This is a genomic window from Bacteroides oleiciplenus YIT 12058, assembly GCF_000315485.1.
GTDB lineage: Bacteria > Bacteroidota > Bacteroidia > Bacteroidales > Bacteroidaceae > Bacteroides > Bacteroides oleiciplenus.
This window is the reverse complement of sequence record NZ_JH992944.1, coordinates 682,485-702,104: the sequence shown is the minus strand read 5'-3', so window position 1 is coordinate 702,104 and position 19,620 is coordinate 682,485. Positions and strand designations below refer to the sequence as shown.

The following is a 19,620-nucleotide window of genomic DNA, read 5'->3' as shown; positions in this document are numbered from 1 at the left end:
TTGGGAACAAAAATACGAAAAAGAAATGAGATATGCTTTTTTTATCCGGCTATTCTTTTATACAGCGTATCGAAAGGGCTTTATAATAACTTGCTTTCGAAACGAGGGTATTGCCTGAGTCACATAAGTTACTACTTCCGGTGAAGAAAACAGTTTGTTCTGGTATACTACTACTACCATCTTCATTGTTCAATGTCCAGTAACCGACTAATTTGTTTTTAAGCAAATGCTGTCCATCACCCCACATACCTACCGGATATACAGCAAAGTCTGTCAGATTGGAAGCCGGGCAAGCGGGTTTGCCTTCTGTTGATGCTTCCCAATCTCCGGCTTTTATTAAAGAGGCATCATTTCCTATATAAGCTTTTAAAGACTGCCAATCATTCGTATTGGGAATTTTCCATCCTGTTGGTGCTAAATTGTTTTTAAGTACGGCTTCGCCATTATAGAAATAAGCTTCATAATCTTTGGGCTTGAAGTAACTCTCCCCTTTCCCCAAATTTGTTTGTTTGCTTAAGGTAGTACCATCCCTATATGCTGTTGCATGTAAATCTTCTCCCATCCAGTACTGTGTACCAACTTTTACGATTGGATACTCACAGGTGTTTCCATTACGTATGTCTCTGATGGTATGGCTGACAATATCTATGCTGATAGGATTCTCCGGTTTTTCTAATAGAATAGCACCTTCCGCATTGAGATAGACCTTATTAATGATTTGGGAACTACCTTCTGTATAATTGAAAGTGTTTTTATTGATATCCCAGCTTATTATTCCACCATTTATTGCTTCTTTCTCGTCCTGTAGTTGTAGAACGGTGCCGTGACTCAGGTCACTTTGCTCGTTTTCTTTGACCGGATATACAACGATGGCTTTAGAAGTGATTTGGTCAGATTTCAAGTACTCTTTGCAGACTTCTGCTATAGGCTTTCCTCCATGATAAACCCTATATACATTCGATTGGGAAAAAGATAATGCCGCGAGGCGGATGGTTGTGATACCTCCTTTATTATCAGTGTCTTTATTTTCCCCATTCACCCAGTCGTCAACTTTACTGGCTATTCCGGTAAGGGTGTGGCTTGTGGCCTGCATAGCCGTGATCTTTATTTGGCATTGCGTACTTCCTTGCATGGTTATTTCCGGCATCGGACAGGTGTATACTTTTCCATTCCATTCCATTGTGAACGATTGTATATCAGGGGATATCTTTTGTGGTATGATAATAAATTCTTTTCCTGTTAAGTTACCACTCGTTATATTCCACTCACCATGAGGAATGATATCTGCTTCTTCAGTAAGATTTATAAAAGTATCTGTCTTTGTGTCATATTCTGCTTTGGTATTGAAGCCTGTTGCTATAATTCTGGGTTTGGCATTATACATTTTTGTAACATCTTCTCCAGCACCGGGAGTGATTATGATTTTTATCTTGGTAAATTTATGCTTGTACTGTAGCTCTACTGCATCTTCACTACTTGCTATATCTTCTTCTGATGCTATTAAAAAGTCAGACAAGACACGATTACCGTCCTTGCTCTGATCGGTTTGGGTGGATACGGGAATAGTAGATTTACCTATTGGAATTCCCGTTTTCAGATAAGGATAATAGCTGATAAAGTCAAGTGTTGCATCTCCTGCGGGGTAGAACACTGTCTTTTCGGGAGTAAAGATCTCATTTTCTCCACATTCCAGCCATATATTGTCTATATAGCGTTTTTCTGTGATTGAAGTGGAAGGTAGCATTGCATACAATCCTACCTTATCTCCTTTCTCAAATGCTGTATCTGTAACACGGGTATTGGTATTACTGACTTTTGTGGAGAACTTGATTGGGACGGTTCCGGAAGAATCCTCTGATTCAATTTCGTTGACACAAGCTGTAAACAGCGGAATTGTACATAGCAATAGGGCCATCAAACTCTTGTTTTTGCTGCTTTTTCTATTCATTGTCGTTTTGTTATTGGAATGTATGTATGCATTCCGGATTAATACTTAATTTTACTAAGCAATCAATGCATCAGAATATTGGGGGGATTGAGTAGGACCATAACTGGTATGGAAAAGTCTGTCGGCTTTAGGATGCTAATTACTTGAAGTCACGCTTGAATTCAGGTTCTATTCTTTCTTTTATGTTCTTCAACGTTGATTAACGTTAACGGACGCCAAAGGTAAAATAATATTTTTGAATGTAAAATAGAAAGTGCTTTTTATGTTAAAAGTTTTACTTATCATGCTTTGTATGAAGAGGATAAATAAACAGGTTTTACTCTACATTTTCATTCTTTCGCGGGAGATTTCAAAATTATCCGTACCTTTGTAGTCAAATTAAAGATAATCTGAGGACTTATGCCATTAAATTTACCTGATAAGCTGCCGGCGATAGAGTTGCTGAAAGAAGAGAATATATTTGTCATTGACAACTCGCGCGCCACGCAACAGGACATCCGTCCGTTGCGCATCGTTATCCTGAACTTGATGCCTTTGAAGATTACCACGGAGACAGACCTTGTGCGTTTACTCTCTAATACCCCGCTTCAAGTAGAAATCTCGTTCATGAAAATCAAGAGTCATACATCTAAGAATACGCCTGTTGAACACATGCAGACGTTCTATACAGACTTTGAACAGATGCGTGGCGAGAAGTACGATGGTATGATTATCACCGGTGCCCCGGTAGAGCAACTGGATTTTGAAGAAGTGACTTACTGGGACGAAATAATGGAAATCTTCGACTGGGCGCGTACGCACGTCACATCTACCCTTTATATATGCTGGGCGGCACAGGCCGGACTTTATCATCATTATGGAGTGCCCAAGCATGCATTGGATAAGAAGATGTTCGGCATTTTCGAACATCGTCCGTTGCAGCCGCTGCATGCCATTTTCCGTGGCTTCGATGATGTGTTTTATGTTCCACATAGCCGCCATACGGAAGTGCGGAAAGAAGATATCCTGAAAGTGCCGGAACTGACTTTGCTCTCCGAATCGGAAGAGGCAGGCGTGCATCTTGTTGTGGCACGTGGCGGGCGTGAATTCTTTGTGACCGGACATTCGGAGTACTCTCCGTTGACACTGGATACAGAATATCGCAGAGATTTAGGTAAAGGACTGCCTATTGAAGTGCCTCGTAATTATTATGTGGATAATGATTTGGACAAAGGTGTGATGGTACGCTGGCGTGCTCATGCCAATTTGCTGTTTTCCAATTGGCTGAACTACTTTGTATATCAGGAAACTCCGTATAATATCAACGATATAAAATGATTAAACAACGGAAGATAGAACTACTGGCACCTGCCAAGAATCTGGAATGTGGTATCGAGGCTATCAATCATGGTGCGGATGCGGTATATATCGGTGCACCCCGCTTTGGTGCACGTGTGGCTGCCGGTAATTCGTTGGAAGATATAGCGACTTTGGTGGCGCATGCCCATTTGTATAATGCTCGGATATATGTTACTGTCAATACGATTCTGAAAGAAGAGGAACTGGTGGAAACGGAGGCTATGATTTGGGATTTGTATCGTGCGGGTGTCGATGCACTCATTGTGCAGGATATGGGAATAACCCGTCTGAACCTGCCGCCTATCCCTCTGCATGCCAGTACGCAAATGGATAATCGTACGCCGGAGAAAGTACGTTTCCTGGCAGAAGCCGGTTTCCGGCAAGTAGTGCTGGCACGTGAACTTTCTTTGCAGGATATCAATCATATTCATAAAGTTTGTCCTGAGGTTCCGTTGGAGATTTTCGTACATGGTGCGCTTTGTGTCAGCTATAGCGGACAATGCTATGTCAGTCAGGCATGTTTCGGGCGTAGTGCTAACCGGGGTGAGTGCGCACAGTTTTGCCGCCTGCCTTTCACTCTGACGGATGCGGACGGAAAAGTGATAGTGCGCGATAAGCATTTGCTTTCTCTTAAAGATTTGAATCAGAGCGATATTCTGGAAGAATTGCTCGATGCGGGTGCTACTTCCCTTAAAATAGAAGGGCGTCTGAAAGATGTCTCTTACGTAAAGAATGTCACGGCGGCTTATCGTCAAAAGTTGGATGCCATCTTTGCACGTCGCAAAGAATATGTGCGTGCTTCTTCCGGTACCTGCCGTTATACTTTCCGGCCGCAACTGGACAAGAGTTTCAGCCGCGGATTTACCCACTACTTCCTGCATGGACGTAGTGAAGAGATTTTCTCTTTCGATACCCCGAAATCTCTCGGCGAAGAGATGGGAACCATGAAGGAGCAGCGTGGAAACTACCTCACGGTGGCCGGACTGAAATCTTTCAATAATGGCGATGGCGTATGCTATCTGGATGAACAGGGCCGTCTGCAAGGTTTCCGCATCAACCGCGTGGATGGAAATAAACTTTATCCGGCAGGTGAAATGCCCCGTATCCGTCCGCGAACTGTGCTCTATCGCAACTTTGATCAGGAATTTGAAAAGCTGCTTTCCCGCAAGTCTTCCGAGCGGAAGATTGCCGTATCCTTGCTTTTGGCAGATACAGCTTTTGGCTTTGCCTTGACTGCTACGGATGAGGATGATAATAGCGTGACCCTTTCTTTCCCTTATCAGAAAGAACTTGCCCGTACCCCGCAGGCGGATAATCTGCGCACGCAACTCGGCAAATTGGGAAACACTCCCTTTGAAACCTGCCTTCCTGTAGGAACGAATCATCATTCGTCCGAAACCGGTTTTGATATTGAAATACATTTTTCCGACAATTGGTTTCTACCAGCTTCCATCGTAGCCGAATGGCGTCGCCAGATTATAGAAAAACTCATTACTGTCCGCCGTATCAACTACCGTCAGGAACTGGCTGTCTGGAAACCTACTGCCCATCCTTTCCCGCTTTCGGATACTTCGCATAAACCGGCTGCTTCCGGAACTTCATTGACGTATCTCGGTAATGTGATGAACACCCGTGCCGCTTCTTTCTATACTGACCACGGCATTGCCTCCGTGGCTCCGGCTTATGAAAAGCAATCTGTTCCGGGTGCTGTCCTGATGTTCTGCAAGCATTGCCTGCGCTATAGTATGGGTTGGTGTCCTACTTACCAGAAAGGGCGTTCACCTTACCGGGAACCTTATTACTTGTCAGGAACCGATGGCAAGCGTTTCCGACTGGAGTTTGATTGCAAAAATTGTCAGATGAAAGTTTATGCAGAATAAGGGAGTGAAATATGATTCAGGAATGCGAATCAGCATAGGGCTACGCAAGGTATATAGTTTCTTTTCTTTGCGCAGGTCTGCACTGTTCTGCATTTCTTTATTCTTGTGCTTCTGTTTTTTTTCTTGCCGTTATTCCCGTCCCAATCTGGACGATGAAGGAATGAGCATCGAAACCCGCGATTCCTTAACTTGCCTTTATGACCGCCACTATACGCTGAATACCAATCTGGAAGTAGTGCAAGATTCCGTAGTGCTTGCCTGTCTGCCAGTGAAAGATTGCTATAATACCCTTTACAAAGGAGACCGCGTGGTAGTGGCTGAGTTCGCTATTCATTCGGCGGATAGTGTGGATAGTGTTTGGGTGAAGCTGGCCCATTCTCAGGAGATACAGGGCTGGATTGGCGAGAGGGAAATGATGCAGGCTTTTGTGCCGACGGATAGTATATCCCAATTCATTTACCTGTTCAGTGACACACATGCTTCGTATTTCGTAATTATTTTCGCTTTGTTTGTGGGAGCTTGGGTTTTTCGCCTGTTCCGTCGCAAACAGTTGAAGATGGTTTATTTTAATGATATAGATAGTGTGTATCCGTTGTTGCTTTGCCTGTTGATGGCTTTCAGTGCCACGGTGTATGAGTCTATGCAGGTTTTTGTGCCCGAGACGTGGGAACACTTCTACTTTAACCCTACGCTTTCTCCTTTTAAAGTACCGTTTATTCTTTCGGTTTTTTTGTTGGGCATCTGGTTGTTTATTATAGTGTTGTTGGCAGTGCTCGATGATTTGTTCCGCCAGCTTTCACCTGCTGCTGCTATGTTCTATTTGTTAGGTCTGGCATCTTGCTGCATCTTCTGTTATTTCTTCTTTATATTGACTACACAGATATATATCGGCTACGTCTTCCTTGCCGCTTTCATCTGGATTTTCCTGAAAAAGATGCATACCACACTTGTTGTTTACCGTTATTGTTGTGGTAGTTGCGGACAGAAGCTCAAAGAAAAAGGGCGCTGTCCGAGTTGTGGTGCGATTAATGAATAAGATTCAATAGGATTACAATCAGTATAACACAGTTTTCCTTAATGAAAACGAGCGTTCCCTTTCGTGGAAACGCTCGTGATTTTTTATAGGCATGAAGTTGCCTTAGAATCTGCAACGCAATTCAATCCCCGCCTGTATCGGCCGTCCTTTCTGCATGAACCCATTACCCATGCTTTCGAAGTAGAAAGCGGCATAATCTTTATCCAATGCATTGCGAACCCAGAAGTCAATCTGTCCGTTGCCTTTCTGCAAACTGAGGCGTCCGTTCAGTGTGCCGTAAAAGGACTGGCTGACGTCATTCTGCTCTGTCCAGTAGATGCGTCCGGCACCGGTGTAGTTGGCATTTATCTGAATGCGGTCCAACCAATGGCCCGGGTTGATGCGGAAGACGTATTGTCCGCCCAGACTTAATGTGTGTTTGGGTACGAAGGGGACATAATTGCCGTTGTAATTTATTTCCTCTGTTTTTCCATCCACTTTAACGTTGGTTGCGTATTCTTTGAAAGTAGCATAAGTGTATCCATAAGATGCATTTACCGTAAATGCAGTGGTAAGAGCGGCACGCAGGCTTGCTTCGGCACCGTAACTATGGCTTTTTCCTGCATTCACTGTGATACGTCCCAGACCATTCTCTGCGAACTTTGCAATCTGCTGGTTGCGTGTATCCATGTAGAAAGCGGAGAGGTCAGCAAGCAAGCGCCCTTCCCAAAGCGTGAGATGGCTTCCTATTTCGTAGTTCCAGGTATATTCCGGTTTATACTTGGTGGCATCGCTTACCTCCGGCAATTCTTTTTTCATTTGATCAATCATGGCAGCGAACTTGCTGAATTTAGGGTCGGTCATGATGGCATCCATCATGGAGTTGCTGAGCACTCCCGTCACGAGGTCGGAGAACATCTGAATGTTATATCCTCCCGAACGATAGCCACGTGCGGCAGTTGCATAAATGTTATTTCCCTTGTTCCATTCGTATTGCAAAGCAAACTTAGGCAATAGCTGAACGTAGTCGGTAGATTCTTTGCCCAGATAAGCTGCATTTCCTTCGAGGCCTTGACTCTCGATAATTTGAGGATTGGCCGGATTTCCCATCTTCATAGAGAAGTTGAAGTTGGTGGTTGCGGCGGCAGAGTTATATTCCATCTTTACTTTCTCATAGTCCATTCGCAAACCGATGGTTGCCGACAAGCCTTTGACAAATAAATCATTGAAGGTGGACTGGTGGAAAATGGCACCGCTCAGAGTCGGTGTGTCGAAACTTCCGCTGACAGGCAAACTTCCATTATTGATGCTTAGGTGCATGACAGGTATGCCCGGTATTCCCATTGATGCAAGACCGTCGAAAACACTGTTTGCATTTCCTTCAATTACCGAAGTAATGCCATCCCGGTGGAAAAGCACCGGGCCGTCCGTATGCAGGGATTGATAGAAACCGAAAGCGCCTGTGGTCCATTGCCAACGACGGTTGGGTTTGGATTTCAGAACGATTTCTTCTGAGAAAGTATTTATTCTTTGCTTCTGTTCTATATTGAAGTTATTGGCTGCGGAGAAATCCTGGTCCATGAACATGCGGTCGCGCAACCACTGATAGCCGGTGACGGCACTCAGAATGAAGTTTTGCGCCTGATATTCCAGATTCAGTCCGGCATTCAGCAGATTGCGGTAGTAACTGCTTTCTTCATCGTAAGCGGGTTTGGCAACAGTTCCGTTTTCTTTATCATAAAGTCCGTAAGGATAGCCGCCCTGGTCGCTATACTCATAGCTTAGGTTGAAGTCGAGCTTCCAGTTTTCGCTGGGCAGATAGATGGCACGGGCGCGTCCACCGACGGATTGTCCTTTATCTAACTTATCATTATTGCGTGCCGCATTGCGGAAGAATCCTCCCTCATAGTCATAAAACCCTCCGGCGGAGAAAGCGAACCGCTCGTTTATCCGGTGATAGTGGGTGACGGAAGTGTTGTATTGGTTGTGCGTGCCAGCTCCTATGCGGAAGTCGGTGCCTTGATAGGAGAAAGGAGATTTGGTATGCACTTTTATAATTCCTCCCATCGCATTGCGTCCGTACAGAGTACCCTGCGGACCGCGCAGCACGTCGATACGTTCAATGTCAGAATAGTCAAAGTCGAATGCCGACTTATCTATATAAGGTATATTGTCGACGTACAATCCTACGGACGGGGTATTGATGCGCGAGCCGATGCCTCGGATATACACGGCGGAGGTCAGGCGCGAACCATAATCGGGGATAAATATATTGGGTACAAGTGCGGTCAGGTTTTTGATTGAGTTCACTTGTGCAGCCTGCATGTCTTGTTGTGAAAGTAAGGTGACGGCGTTCGGCAGTTCGCGCAACTTACGGTTTTCTTTGGGGGCTGCAATGATAAGGACTTCTTCAACATCCACAATTTTCAGGGTATCCACTTCCTCTGCACATACATTCCCTATCGACAGGAGTGCCAGGGCAAAGGCGAATAATTTACTCTTCTCCATTTTTTGCTTATATTATTTCGTTTGCAAAGTAAGGGCATTTCTCTTTTTCCCGCAATCCTCATTAATGAGGATTTAGAGAATGGCTTAACTCTTTTCCCAGGCACTTTTATTGTTTTTTCTGCCGGATGATAAGTCTTTTGTATGTGGATGCTTATTCTTTCCACCATGGAGAAAGTTTCTTTCCACCATGGTGGAAAGAAACTTTCTCCATGGTGGAAAGAAAAGAACCCCGTGGTGGAAAGAATAGCCGTTCGCTATGATTTTTCTTAGCCGTTGCAGGGAAAAAGGATAAAAGTAGCGGTGCGGCTACTTAGTTCCGGCACTTCGCATTTTCCGTGCAAAGTGCTTATAAAATAAGTATCAGGATGAAGATGGAGTTTGTCTTATAACTCTATTTAGATGCGGTCTGCCTCTACATATCCGTGCATCACAGCATAGATAGTCAGTCCTGCCACCGATTTAATGCCCAGTTTCTCTGTGATATTCTTCCGGTGGGAGATGACGGTAGTCAGACTTATATTTAATTTGTCGGCTATTTCTTTATTGATAAATCCTTTGGTTATCAGCACCAGCACTTCTATTTCGCGAGGAGAGAGGTCGTGTTCGGCATACGAATTGCCGCAAGGGTGCCCTCCGGGGTGCCCCGTTGCCGGATGTGGATGTCCATGCGGATGCCCCTCTTTATGCCCGAACTGGTGTAACTGCAAGATACTTTTTATCAATACCTTTTCATCCTGATAAATATTCAGGGTCGGTATTCCTGCCAGTTGCGGTTGGTTATCGCCGTTTGCCAATACAATTGTTTTAGGTTTGCGGGGCAGAAAGAAAGCCGTATGCTCAAAGTATATCTGTGCCGAGACGAAATAATGTGCATACATGTCGGGCGTATCATCCACCAGCTCCTCGAACGAACTGAACACGCGGATGACGGCCATCGGGATGATTTCTTCCATCAGATTCTGCAATCCCAGACACGACAGGGTGTTGGAGTCAACAATTGCTATTTCGGGGGCTACCATATAATTCCTTAAATTTCTGCAAAAATACAGATTATTTTTATGAAACAGGCCATTGGGGCTGAAAAACAGCAACTTCCCTTGTCGATACTTATAGAACTTTGCTCTCTTCTTGTTTGTTGTTAGTAGATAAATAACTTAATACTACTGATTTATGAAATATGATATAGCTATCATCGGTGGCGGTCCTGCCGGTTATACGGCGGCTGAAAGAGCGGCTGCAAACGGGCTGCAAACAGTCTTGTTTGAGAAAAAAGCCATTGGTGGTGTTTGCCTCAACGAGGGGTGTATTCCTACCAAGACTTTGCTCTATTCCGCCAAGTTGTGGGACAATATGAAAAGTGCGTCGAAGTATGGTATCTCCGTGCCCGACGGTTCGGCGTTCGATATGCAGAAGATGATTGCCCGCAAGGATAAGATTGTGAAAAAGCTGACCGGCGGTGTGCAGATGACTGTTAGTTCCTACGGTGCCGTCATTGTGCCTTACGAAGCTGCGATTACGGGCGAAGCGGACGGACGCTTCCGGATTTCGGCTGCCGGAGAGACGTACGAAGTAACCTATCTGTTGGTGTGTACCGGTTCCGATACGGTTATCCCACCTGTCAAAGGTCTGTCCGAGATTGATTACTGGACGTCAAAAGAAGCATTGGAGAACACTATGCTGCCTTCTTCGTTGGTTATCATCGGTGGCGGCGTCATCGGGATGGAGTTCGCTTCTTTTTTCAATAGTATGGGCGTGCAGGTGTATGTGGTCGAAATGATGCCCGAAGTGCTGGGCGCTATGGATAAAGAAACCAGTGGCATGCTGCGTGCGGAATATCAGAAACGCGGAGTTAAATTCCATCTGAATACAAAAGTGGTTGAAGTCAGCCCCGAAGGAGTCACCATCGAGAAGGATGGTAAAACTTCACTCATTGAGACTGAAAAGATATTAGTCAGTGTCGGTCGGAAAGCCAACCTGCTGCAGGTGGGGCTGGATAAACTGAACATAGAACTGCTGCGCAACGGCGTGAAAGTGGATGAACATATGCAAACTTCCCATCCGCGTGTGTATGCTTGTGGAGACATCACCGGACATTCTATGCTGGCACATACTGCCATTCGCGAAAGTGAGGTTGCCATCAATCATATTCTGGAGGTGGAAGACCGGATGAATTACGATTGCGTACCCGGTGTAGTGTATACCAATCCCGAAGTGGCCGGCGTAGGTAAGACCGAAGAAGAACTGAAAACCGTCGGCATCAGCTACCATGTACAGAAATTGCCGATGGCCTATTCCGGCCGTTTCGTTGCTGAGAACGAGCAGGGAAACGGGCTTTGCAAGCTGATACTGGATGATGATGACCGGATAATAGGCTGCCACATGTTGGGCAATCCGGCTTCCGAGTTGATTGTACTTGCCGGAATTGCCGTGCAGCACGGATATACGGTAGAAGAATTTCAGAAGACCGTCTTCCCACACCCGACAGTCGGTGAAATCTTCCATGAAACACTCTTTGCATAATGTTCTGCATTGATAATCGCTGTACGGATATTTATTTTAATCTGGCAGCAGAAGAATATTTGTTGAAGCAAAAGCGAGGCAACTTCTTTATGCTTTGGCAGTCGGAACCTTCCGTTGTGATAGGGAAACATCAGAGTGTGGCGGCGGAAGTGGATGAGGCATTCCTGCATGAAAAAGGAATAGCCTTGGCACGACGTTTTTCCGGTGGAGGTGCTGTATATCACGACCGGGGAAACATCAATCTGAGCTTTATCGAAACCAGGAAGCAACCGGATTTTGAATATTACCTGCAATTGGTGGTCGACTTCCTCGAGAAGGTGGGCATCGCGGCATATGCCGACCAGCGTCTGGGCATTTATGTGGACGAGCGGAAAATATCGGGCAGTGCGCAGTGCATACACAAAGACCGAGTGATGTATCACTGTACTCTGTTGTTCTCCACCGATTTGGATGTGCTGAATGCTGCATTGAACGGTCAGCCGGATGCAGAGAATTGTTTACCGGGTTCTCGCACCTTACGTGCCGTACCTTCTGTGCGGAGCGAGGTGGCTAACGTAAAAGAGTTTTTGTCCGAGCCTATGGATGTCAAACGCTTTATGCATCTGCTTTTCCATTCATTTATAGACGATGACGATAACCGTATCTATCGCTTCTCTGCCGGAGATTTGGAAGCTATCCAACAACTCAAGGAGGAAAAATACGCTTCGCAGGAGTGGATATATCATAAATCCGCATTAACTTCTGCCTAAGTTAAAAAACTTACTATTCAGTTACTTGTTGTATATACATAATAACCCCCAAACCTAAAACTTAACTATATGTCGAAATTTGAAATAAAGATGCCTAAATTAGGCGAAAGTATAACCGAAGGTACCATCGTTTCGTGGTCGGTACAAGTAGGTGACATCGTTAAAGAAGATGATGTCTTGTTTGAAGTGAATACCGCTAAAGTCAGTGCGGAAATACCCTCTCCGGTGGCAGGTAAAATTGTCGAGATTTTATTTAAAGAAGGAGATACCGTAGCTGTGGGTACGGTGGTTGCCATCGTTAATATGGGCGATGAAGGTGATGAAGAACCGCTTCAAAGCACCCCGGAAACTATAAATGAAAAAACTGAGGTTGCTCCTCCGGAAACTGCCTCGTCACAACAACTTCCCCAGGCGAAAGCTGTTCAATCGGAAGAAGAGCGTTGGTATTCTCCTGTCGTTCTTCTGCTGGCTCGCGAGTTCGGTATTCAGCGGGAAGAATTGGATACTGTGCCGGGTACCGGATACCAGGGGCGGGTAAGCAAAAAGGATATCAGGAATTATATCGTAAGGAAGCAAAGAGGCAATGCGGCTGCTACTATACAGTCTGCAGTGAAGCCGGTTCGGCAATCAACTGCGGCGATATCAAGGCCGATGGTTACTGCATCTGTGCAACCAACCGCAAAACCGGCTTCTGTGGCTACTTCCGAAGTGCATCACAATACCCCTGTCCCCAATGTTCCGTCAACAGAGGGCGTGGAAGTGAAAGAAATGGACCGCGTGCGCAAGGTGATAGCAGACCACATGATAATGTCGAAGCGTACTTCTCCCCACGTAACCAATGTGGTGGAAGTGGATGTAACCAAGCTTGTGAAGTGGCGTGATAAGAATAAAGACGCTTTTTTCCGGAAAGAAGGCGTGAAACTCACCTATATGCCTGCCATTACCGAGGCTGTGGCAAAAGCATTGGTTGCCTATCCGCAAGTGAATGTTTCGGTGGAAGGGTACAATATCCTGTTCAAGAAGCATATCAATATCGGCATTGCCGTTTCTCTGAATGACGGCAACCTGATTGTTCCCGTTGTCCGCGATGCCGACCGGTTGAACCTGAACGGACTTGCCGTAGCCATAGACTCTCTGGCCCTCAAAGCCCGTGACAACAAACTGATGCCCGATGATATTTCCGGTGGTACTTTCACGATTACTAACTTCGGTACATTTAAGTCCCTGTTCGGTACACCTATCATTAACCAACCCCAGGTAGCCATTCTGGGCGTGGGCTATATCGAGAAGAAACCTGCTGTAATAGAAACACCGGAAGGTGATGTGATTGCCATACGACATAAGATGTACCTGTCTCTTTCCTATGACCATAGGGTAGTGGACGGTTCATTGGGTGGCAATTTCCTCTATTATATAAAGGAGTATCTGGAAAACTGGAAAGAATAAACTAACACCTTGACGAATATGAAAAAGTATGATATAAAAACCACAGATGTGGAGCTTCTGAAGAAGTGGTATTACCTGATGACATTGGGGCGTGCACTCGATGAAAAAGCGCCAGCCTATCTGTTGCAATCTCTTGGCTGGTCCTTCCATGCACCGTATACGGGACATGACGGAATACAATTAGCCATCGGACAGGTGTTCACCAAAGGGGAAGATTTTCTTTTCCCTTACTACCGCGATATGCTTACCGCCCTTTCTGCCGGGATGACGGCGGAAGAACTGATATTAAATGGCATTTCCAAAGCTACCGACCCCGGTAGCGGCGGACGCCACATGTCCAATCATTTTGCCAAACCAGAGTGGCACATAGAGAACATCTCTTCGGCAACGGGTACGCACGACCTTCATGCCGCCGGTGTGGCCCGTGCCATGGTGTACTACAATCATAAAGGGGTGGTCATCACCTCGCATGGTGAGTCTGCTTCTTCCGAAGGATTTGTGTACGAGGCTGTCAACGGTGCCAGTCTCGAACGTTTGCCTGTTATTTTTGTATGGCAGGATAATGGATATGGCATATCCGTTCCGAAGAAAGACCAGACCGCAGCCCGTAAAGTGGCGGATAATTTTTCAGGTTTCAAGAACCTGAAGATTATCCATTGCAACGGAAAAGATGTGTTCGACTCTATGAACGCCATGACCGAAGCGCGTGAACATGCCTTACTGAACCGGACTCCGGTTATCGTGCATGCCAATTGTGTCCGCATCGGTTCACACTCCAATTCCGACAAACAAACGTTATACAGGGATGAGAATGAACTGGCTTATGTGAAGGAGGCTGACCCGCTGATGAAGTTCCGTCGGATGCTGTTGCGTTACAAACGTCTCACCGAAGAAGAACTGAAGGAGATAGAAGAACAGGCGAAGAAAGAGCTTGTCTCAGCTAATCGTAAAGCACTCACGGCTCCTGATCCTGATCCGAAAACTATTTTCGACTATGTGTTGCCGGAACCTTATGAACCGCAAAAATATAAGGATGGAACACATCGTGAGACGGAAGGAGAGAAGAAATTTATGGTAACTGCCATCAATGAAACGTTGAAAGCGGAGTTCCGCTATAATCCCGATACCTTTATCTGGGGGCAGGATGTGGCGAACAGGGATAAAGGTGGTGTCTTCAATGTGACTAAAGGTATGCAACAGGAATTCGGCGAGCCCCGTGTGTTCAATGCGCCCATTGCTGAAGACTACATTGTGGGCACGGCAAACGGCATGAGCCGCTTTGACCCTAAAATTCGTGTGGTGATAGAAGGTGCTGAGTTTGCCGATTACTTCTGGCCTGCCGTGGAGCAATACGTGGAGTGCACACATGAATATTGGCGCAGCAACGGAAAGTTTGTGCCTAATGTGACTTTGCGCCTGGCTTCCGGTGGATATATCGGTGGCGGACTGTATCATTCGCAGAATATTGAAGGAGCTTTGGCAACGTTGCCCGGTGCCCGGATTGTCTGTCCTTCTTTTGCCGATGATGCTGCCGGATTGCTCCGCACAAGTATGCGTTCCAGAGGTTTCACTTTATTCCTTGAACCCAAGGCTTTATATAACTCGGTGGAAGCTTCAACCATCGTTCCCGATGATTTTGAAGTTCCGTTTGGCAAAGCGCGTATCCGCCGTGAAGGCTCTGATTTGAGTATCATTACTTATGGCAACACCACACACCTTTGTCTGAATGTGGCCGAACGTTTGGAAAAAGAAGGTGGTTGGAGTGTGGAAGTCATTGACATCCGTTCTCTTATTCCGTTGGATAAGGAAACCATCTATGAATCGGTGAAAAAAACAAGTAAAGCATTAATTGTGCACGAAGATAAAGTATTTGCCGGTTTCGGTGGTGAAATAGCTGCCAGCATCGGCACTGATTTATTCCGTTATCTGGATGCGCCGGTGCAGCGGGTAGGTTCTACTTTTACCCCGGTTGGCTTTAATCCGATACTGGAGCGCGCTATTCTGCCGGATGCAAATAAGATTTATGAAGTAGCCAGAAAACTATTGGAATATTAATTAAAAACGAAGTAATTATGAAAGAGATAGGATTATTTTATGCAATGAATGCCGCTAAGACTTCTCATATAGCTGAAAAGATACGTGAGAAACTTGGACATAAAGAAGTAGAAATGATATTGATAGAAAAGGCTTGGCAAAATGATTTCCAGGCTTATGATAACCTGATAGTGGGTGCCTCTACCTGGTTCGACGGTGAACTGCCCACTTATTGGGATGAAATGGTGCCGGAAATAGAAAGCCTTGACTTGAAAGGTAAGAAAGTGGCCCTCTTCGGACTTGGCGACCAGATAGGTTATCCCGATAACTTTGTGGACGGACTGGGTATTCTGGCTGAGGCTTTTGAGAAAGCAGGGGCTACGCTTGTAGGGTTCACCTCGTCAGAGGGATATTCGTTTGCTCATTCCAAAGCCTTGCGCAATGGTAAATGGTGTGGGCTAGTGATTGATATAGAGAATCAGTCGAAGCTGACGGATAAGCGGATTGCTGATTGGTGTAATCAGTTGAAAGAAGAATTCTAATAAGATAAGGGGCTCTTTGATGAGCCCCTTAATATCCTGAAAATAGTGCGCCTTATCATACGATTACTGTCGTTTACTTAACTTAAAGCAATCAATATCCGGTGCCCATCCAAAGTTGTTTCCCATACGGATTACGTTGTTACCGGCTACTAAAGTTACAGGAATAGGTACGGATTCAACTTTTTCTTTGTCACCGCTATTTAGGTCTTTTATTTCTGTCTTGATTCCGTTTACAGATACTTCCAGTTTTCTGTTCTTGTCGCAGCTATAATAGATAGTCATATCATATTCGCCCCCTTTTTCACTGTACACTTCTTTCCATTCGGCAATATTCTCTTCACTGCCTCCGATATTTGATACTTTCATCTTGCCGGAACAAGTCGGAGATGCAGCATAGAATATTTGTTTAGGGTTCTTGCCCAAGTCATCATAACAAGGTAAATAGGCCCATTCTGCCTCATAGAAAGTCGGTTCCAGGCGCTTTTCTGCTTCCAATCTCCATATTGCAACGCTATGTGGAGGAACTGATAACCGGATGGTGTCTGTCATATCTCCCAAATCCTTGCATTCTATCACATCGCGGACTTTTACCGTTCCACCCATTTCCAGTTTTTCGAAAGGAACATTGAAGTTGCATACCGTATCCGATGGATTATATAAAGCAACAGCACGCACAAGTCCCCGTTTTTGTTCAAGGTCCTTCACCAATACATATTCTTCAGCCTCATGCTGCACCACATAAGCCTGCAATCCTAAAGGATCCTGATTCAGTGCTATCAACTCCTTATTCTTCAGTAACGCCAATGAAGTTTCGGGAATGGTTGTCATATCGCAGCCGATAAGCAGGGGCGAGCTCATAATACACCACATTCCGAAGTGTACTTCTTCCTCTTCCTGTTGCAATCCGCGACCGACTTCCAGCATATCCATGTCATTATAATGCCCTTCACCGGCATAGGCTGATAAATAAAGGTTCTTCCGGATGATATACTTTACAGATTCCCAGCGTGGACGTATGTCCGAGCTGATACGCCAGGAGCGTGCCATACTTTTGGCCCAGGTGCCGGGAAACGCCCAACGGCAGATATTTATGGAAACATCAGTACGTCCTGTATTCTTGATTGCTTCGCAAATGGTTGTATAGCGCTTTTCTTCATCGAGCCCTAATTCTCTGCCACCGCAATAGTCTATCTTGATGAAGTCATAGTTCCATTCTTTCAGATAAAGATCCATGTCCTGTTGCTCGTGTCCGTAGAGACCGGAGCCAACTCCATTGGCATCATCGTCGTAAATAGAACCACAGGTATTGTCGCCTGCATCCGAATAGATACCGGCTTTCAGACCTAATGAATGGATGTAGTCGGATATAGGTCTCATTCCCTTAGGAAAGCGTTCGGGATGTGCATGCATCTTTCCTGTTTCATCACGCCAGCCGAAAAATCCGTCATCTACGTTTATATATAGATAACCAACGTCTTTCAGTCCATGGGTTACTAAAGCATCCGCTTGTTTCTTTATCAACTCTTCATTGATATTCACATGATAGGTGTTCCAGGAGCTCCATCCCATCAAAGGAGGCGGAAAGGCTTCCAGTGCGGTCTTTTCATTGGTCGGTGTGCAAGAACTTGCAACAAGTATAAGAGCCAAAAGCACTCCTGTCATTAGATGTCTTTTCATGGATAGTCTTATTTTTTCCGAAAGTTAATTAGTTATTTTGAATTTATAGCTATCTTTCTCTTTTAAAGTCAATGGTTGACGATTACTTTTTGTGATTAACTTAACAATGTTTCCACTTTTTCGGCACTCAATTTGAAACAGGCTCTTAACAAACTATTATTATTTCATTTTGAAGGTGAAATCAAACGAACGCGCATCTCCACTTGCTGGAGATTAGGATTCACTTCTTCGTAGGGTGCCATGTCGATGACAGGTGAACCATCGAAACGGAAGTGAACGGGACATACACTGGTATGACGTGGTCGATGCCCACTGTGATAGACATTGTACAAATCTCCATACTCATCCCTGACAAATGAATTATGTCCGGGACCAACTTGGGAAACCGGTGAACCGTTGTTCATCCAGGGACGTGGCGAGTTGCTCCAGGATGCTGGATCCAGCAGGTTGCTGCCTTTGCGGGCTGTGAGCATGCCTACCTCGTAATTGCCTCCGGTAACGCCTCCACCGGAATATACCATGTAGATATTGTCGTCTTTACTTTCCAGCACAAAAGGACCTTCAGCTAGTTGCAAGGGTCTGATGCAGAACGACCAGCTATAGGCTTCAGAACCGATGACAGACGGAGTGCTTGTCAACTTCCAGGGCTCTTTCGGGTCAACCGTGGCGATGCGTAGCACAGGGCCCGGGTCTACGTCCTTTCCGTTCACGAAGCACTTCTTCCGGTCCGACCAGCAGACATAAGACTTTCCGCCATCTTCAATGTAGGTCATGTCCAGTGATAATCCTTCTGTCTTTCCATCCGTATAGATAGGACTTCCGTCGGATTTCACCACACGGATGGGGGTACTCCAGTCCTCCGGTTTCATAGGGTCACCATTCTCCTTTAGCTGCATCATATAGGCCTGAACACCTTTGTCTCCCTTAATGATGGCAAGCAACATATAGAGACGCGAGCCGATGACGTGCAGTTCCGGTGCCCAATGAGGCCCTTCTCCTTGAATCAGAACAGCCTCTTTCCAACGATGGTTAGCATCAGTCAGACCATCCAGAGTGTCCGAGCAGCGGATGGGGATGCGGTTCCACTCTACCTCGTAAGTAGATACCATGTAGTATTTACCTTGATAGTACAAGATATTGGGGTCAGCGCAATTCGACATTGATACCGGATAGTTGAATGAATATTGGAATATCTTTCCACGGACAGCATAGGTGCCGGAAGTGGCCGAAGTAAGACTTTTCAGATCCTCTTCATTCCATATCACCCGTTTCTCCGCCCGGCTTCCGTCACTATAGAGCAAGGTTGCCCGCTTCTTCCGGATATCAGAAATGACGGACGGTGAGACCGGAACGGACATCTCCAACGGTAAGACACCCACATTGACAATCCGTCCCAGTTTGTTTTTCAGATACTTGCCTTCTTCTACGGTCAGTGCGAGCGAATTGCCGAAACAGGCATTGAGGAAATTGCGCTGATTCCCGGTAATCTTTTCCTGTACTCCGTCCAGCTTAGGAACTGCTTTTACCGGAGAGAACCGGAGAAAGTCTGCCGTATGGCTCTGAAAGACTTTCCCTTTTATCATCCACCGCACGCGATATTTTCCCACTGCCTCATCATATTCGCAAGAGACCGCCTCCAACATTTCGCTGACCGGCAAGCGGCACAACTGCTCCGGTTCATAATGCACCAAGTCGCGGCTCTTGATGAAAAGGAAAGAGCCGGTAGCTGAAACATCTGATATACCGTTTTGATCAGTACGAAGTGCCACCACACCGAATCCGCCCTCTTTCATCCGGAATAAATAGGGGGCTGTAAGGGTTTTCATCACTCCTGGTATCTTTTGTTCCTCCGTAAGTCCTGGCTCATTATCGACCTTGCGGAGGGCCATTACGCAGGCATCGTTATTCAACGCCACGTAATGCCGTCCATCTTCGCTATAGCCCAAATGAAGTGCATTGCCCA

General features: G+C 45.7%; 14 protein-coding genes. 9 read left to right on the top strand and 5 right to left on the bottom strand.

Annotated elements, in window-relative coordinates:
- Window positions 1-49: 49 nt before the first annotated feature.
- A complete protein-coding gene (locus HMPREF9447_RS22230) occupies window positions 50-1,948 on the bottom strand; it encodes a fimbrillin family protein (RefSeq protein ID WP_009132041.1) in 1,899 nt (632 codons plus the stop codon).
- A 399-nt stretch (window positions 1,949-2,347) separates the two neighbouring features.
- On the opposite strand from HMPREF9447_RS22230, the gene metA reads away from it, so the two are divergent.
- From metA to HMPREF9447_RS22215, 3 genes are read left to right on the top strand one after another with little or no spacing between them, the layout of a single operon-like run.
- Window positions 2,348-3,265: a homoserine O-acetyltransferase MetA gene (gene metA / locus HMPREF9447_RS22225; protein ID WP_009132040.1), complete on the top strand. Its 918-nt coding sequence runs from the start codon at window positions 2,348-2,350 to the stop codon at window positions 3,263-3,265.
- Entirely contained in the window at window positions 3,262-5,166 is a 1,905-nt protein-coding gene (locus HMPREF9447_RS22220; protein WP_009132039.1) for a peptidase U32 family protein, read from the top strand. The genes metA and HMPREF9447_RS22220 overlap by 4 nt, the downstream gene beginning before the upstream one ends.
- 22 nt (window positions 5,167-5,188) lie before the next feature.
- Window positions 5,189-6,202, top strand: coding sequence for a hypothetical protein (locus tag HMPREF9447_RS22215; RefSeq protein WP_085938362.1), 1,014 nt, complete (start codon window positions 5,189-5,191; stop codon window positions 6,200-6,202).
- A gap of 102 nt (window positions 6,203-6,304) precedes the next feature.
- Here the strand turns inward: HMPREF9447_RS22215 and HMPREF9447_RS22210 are convergent, their stop codons facing one another.
- Window positions 6,305-8,689, bottom strand: coding sequence for a TonB-dependent receptor (locus HMPREF9447_RS22210; protein ID WP_009132037.1), 2,385 nt, complete (start codon window positions 8,687-8,689; stop codon window positions 6,305-6,307).
- Window positions 8,690-8,830: 141 nt separating this feature from the next.
- On the opposite strand from HMPREF9447_RS22210, the gene HMPREF9447_RS29295 reads away from it, so the two are divergent.
- Window positions 8,831-8,959 (top strand): hypothetical protein, encoded by a 129-nt coding sequence (locus HMPREF9447_RS29295; protein ID WP_262482459.1) that lies wholly within the window; start codon window positions 8,831-8,833, stop codon window positions 8,957-8,959.
- Window positions 8,960-9,084: 125 nt separating this feature from the next.
- On the opposite strand, the gene HMPREF9447_RS22205 is transcribed toward HMPREF9447_RS29295, so the two are convergent.
- On the bottom strand, window positions 9,085-9,708 hold the full coding sequence (locus HMPREF9447_RS22205) for a helix-turn-helix transcriptional regulator (protein ID WP_009132036.1): 624 nt from the start codon (window positions 9,706-9,708) through the stop codon (window positions 9,085-9,087).
- A 151-nt stretch (window positions 9,709-9,859) separates the two neighbouring features.
- Between HMPREF9447_RS22205 and lpdA the strand changes: the two genes are divergently transcribed.
- The 5 genes from lpdA to HMPREF9447_RS22180 all read left to right on the top strand — a co-directional run bounded on the left by lpdA (window position 9,860) and on the right by HMPREF9447_RS22180 (window position 15,980).
- Entirely contained in the window at window positions 9,860-11,209 is a 1,350-nt protein-coding gene (gene lpdA / locus HMPREF9447_RS22200; RefSeq protein ID WP_009132035.1) for a dihydrolipoyl dehydrogenase, read from the top strand.
- Window positions 11,209-11,958, top strand: coding sequence for a lipoate--protein ligase family protein (locus HMPREF9447_RS22195; protein ID WP_009132034.1), 750 nt, complete (start codon window positions 11,209-11,211; stop codon window positions 11,956-11,958). The genes lpdA and HMPREF9447_RS22195 overlap by 1 nt, the downstream gene beginning before the upstream one ends.
- Window positions 11,959-12,027: 69 nt before the next feature.
- The gene (locus tag HMPREF9447_RS22190; protein ID WP_009132033.1) at window positions 12,028-13,404 is read left to right on the top strand and encodes a dihydrolipoamide acetyltransferase family protein; all 1,377 of its coding nucleotides are present in this window, start codon (window positions 12,028-12,030) and stop codon (window positions 13,402-13,404) included.
- 18 nt (window positions 13,405-13,422) lie between these two features.
- Window positions 13,423-15,459 carry an alpha-ketoacid dehydrogenase subunit alpha/beta gene (locus HMPREF9447_RS22185; protein ID WP_009132032.1) on the top strand — a complete coding sequence of 679 codons (2,037 nt, stop codon included), beginning with the start codon at window positions 13,423-13,425 and terminating at the stop codon, window positions 15,457-15,459.
- A 17-nt stretch (window positions 15,460-15,476) separates the two neighbouring features.
- The gene (locus tag HMPREF9447_RS22180; protein WP_009132031.1) at window positions 15,477-15,980 is read left to right on the top strand and encodes a flavodoxin; all 504 of its coding nucleotides are present in this window, start codon (window positions 15,477-15,479) and stop codon (window positions 15,978-15,980) included.
- A gap of 63 nt (window positions 15,981-16,043) precedes the next feature.
- Here HMPREF9447_RS22180 and HMPREF9447_RS22175 read toward each other — a convergent pair whose 3' ends face one another.
- Window positions 16,044-17,657, bottom strand: coding sequence for an alpha-galactosidase D (locus tag HMPREF9447_RS22175; RefSeq protein ID WP_009132030.1), 1,614 nt, complete (start codon window positions 17,655-17,657; stop codon window positions 16,044-16,046).
- Between the two features lie 164 nt (window positions 17,658-17,821).
- The coding region (locus HMPREF9447_RS22170; protein ID WP_009132029.1) for a family 43 glycosylhydrolase at window positions 17,822-19,620 on the bottom strand (1,799 nt) is incomplete at its 5' end.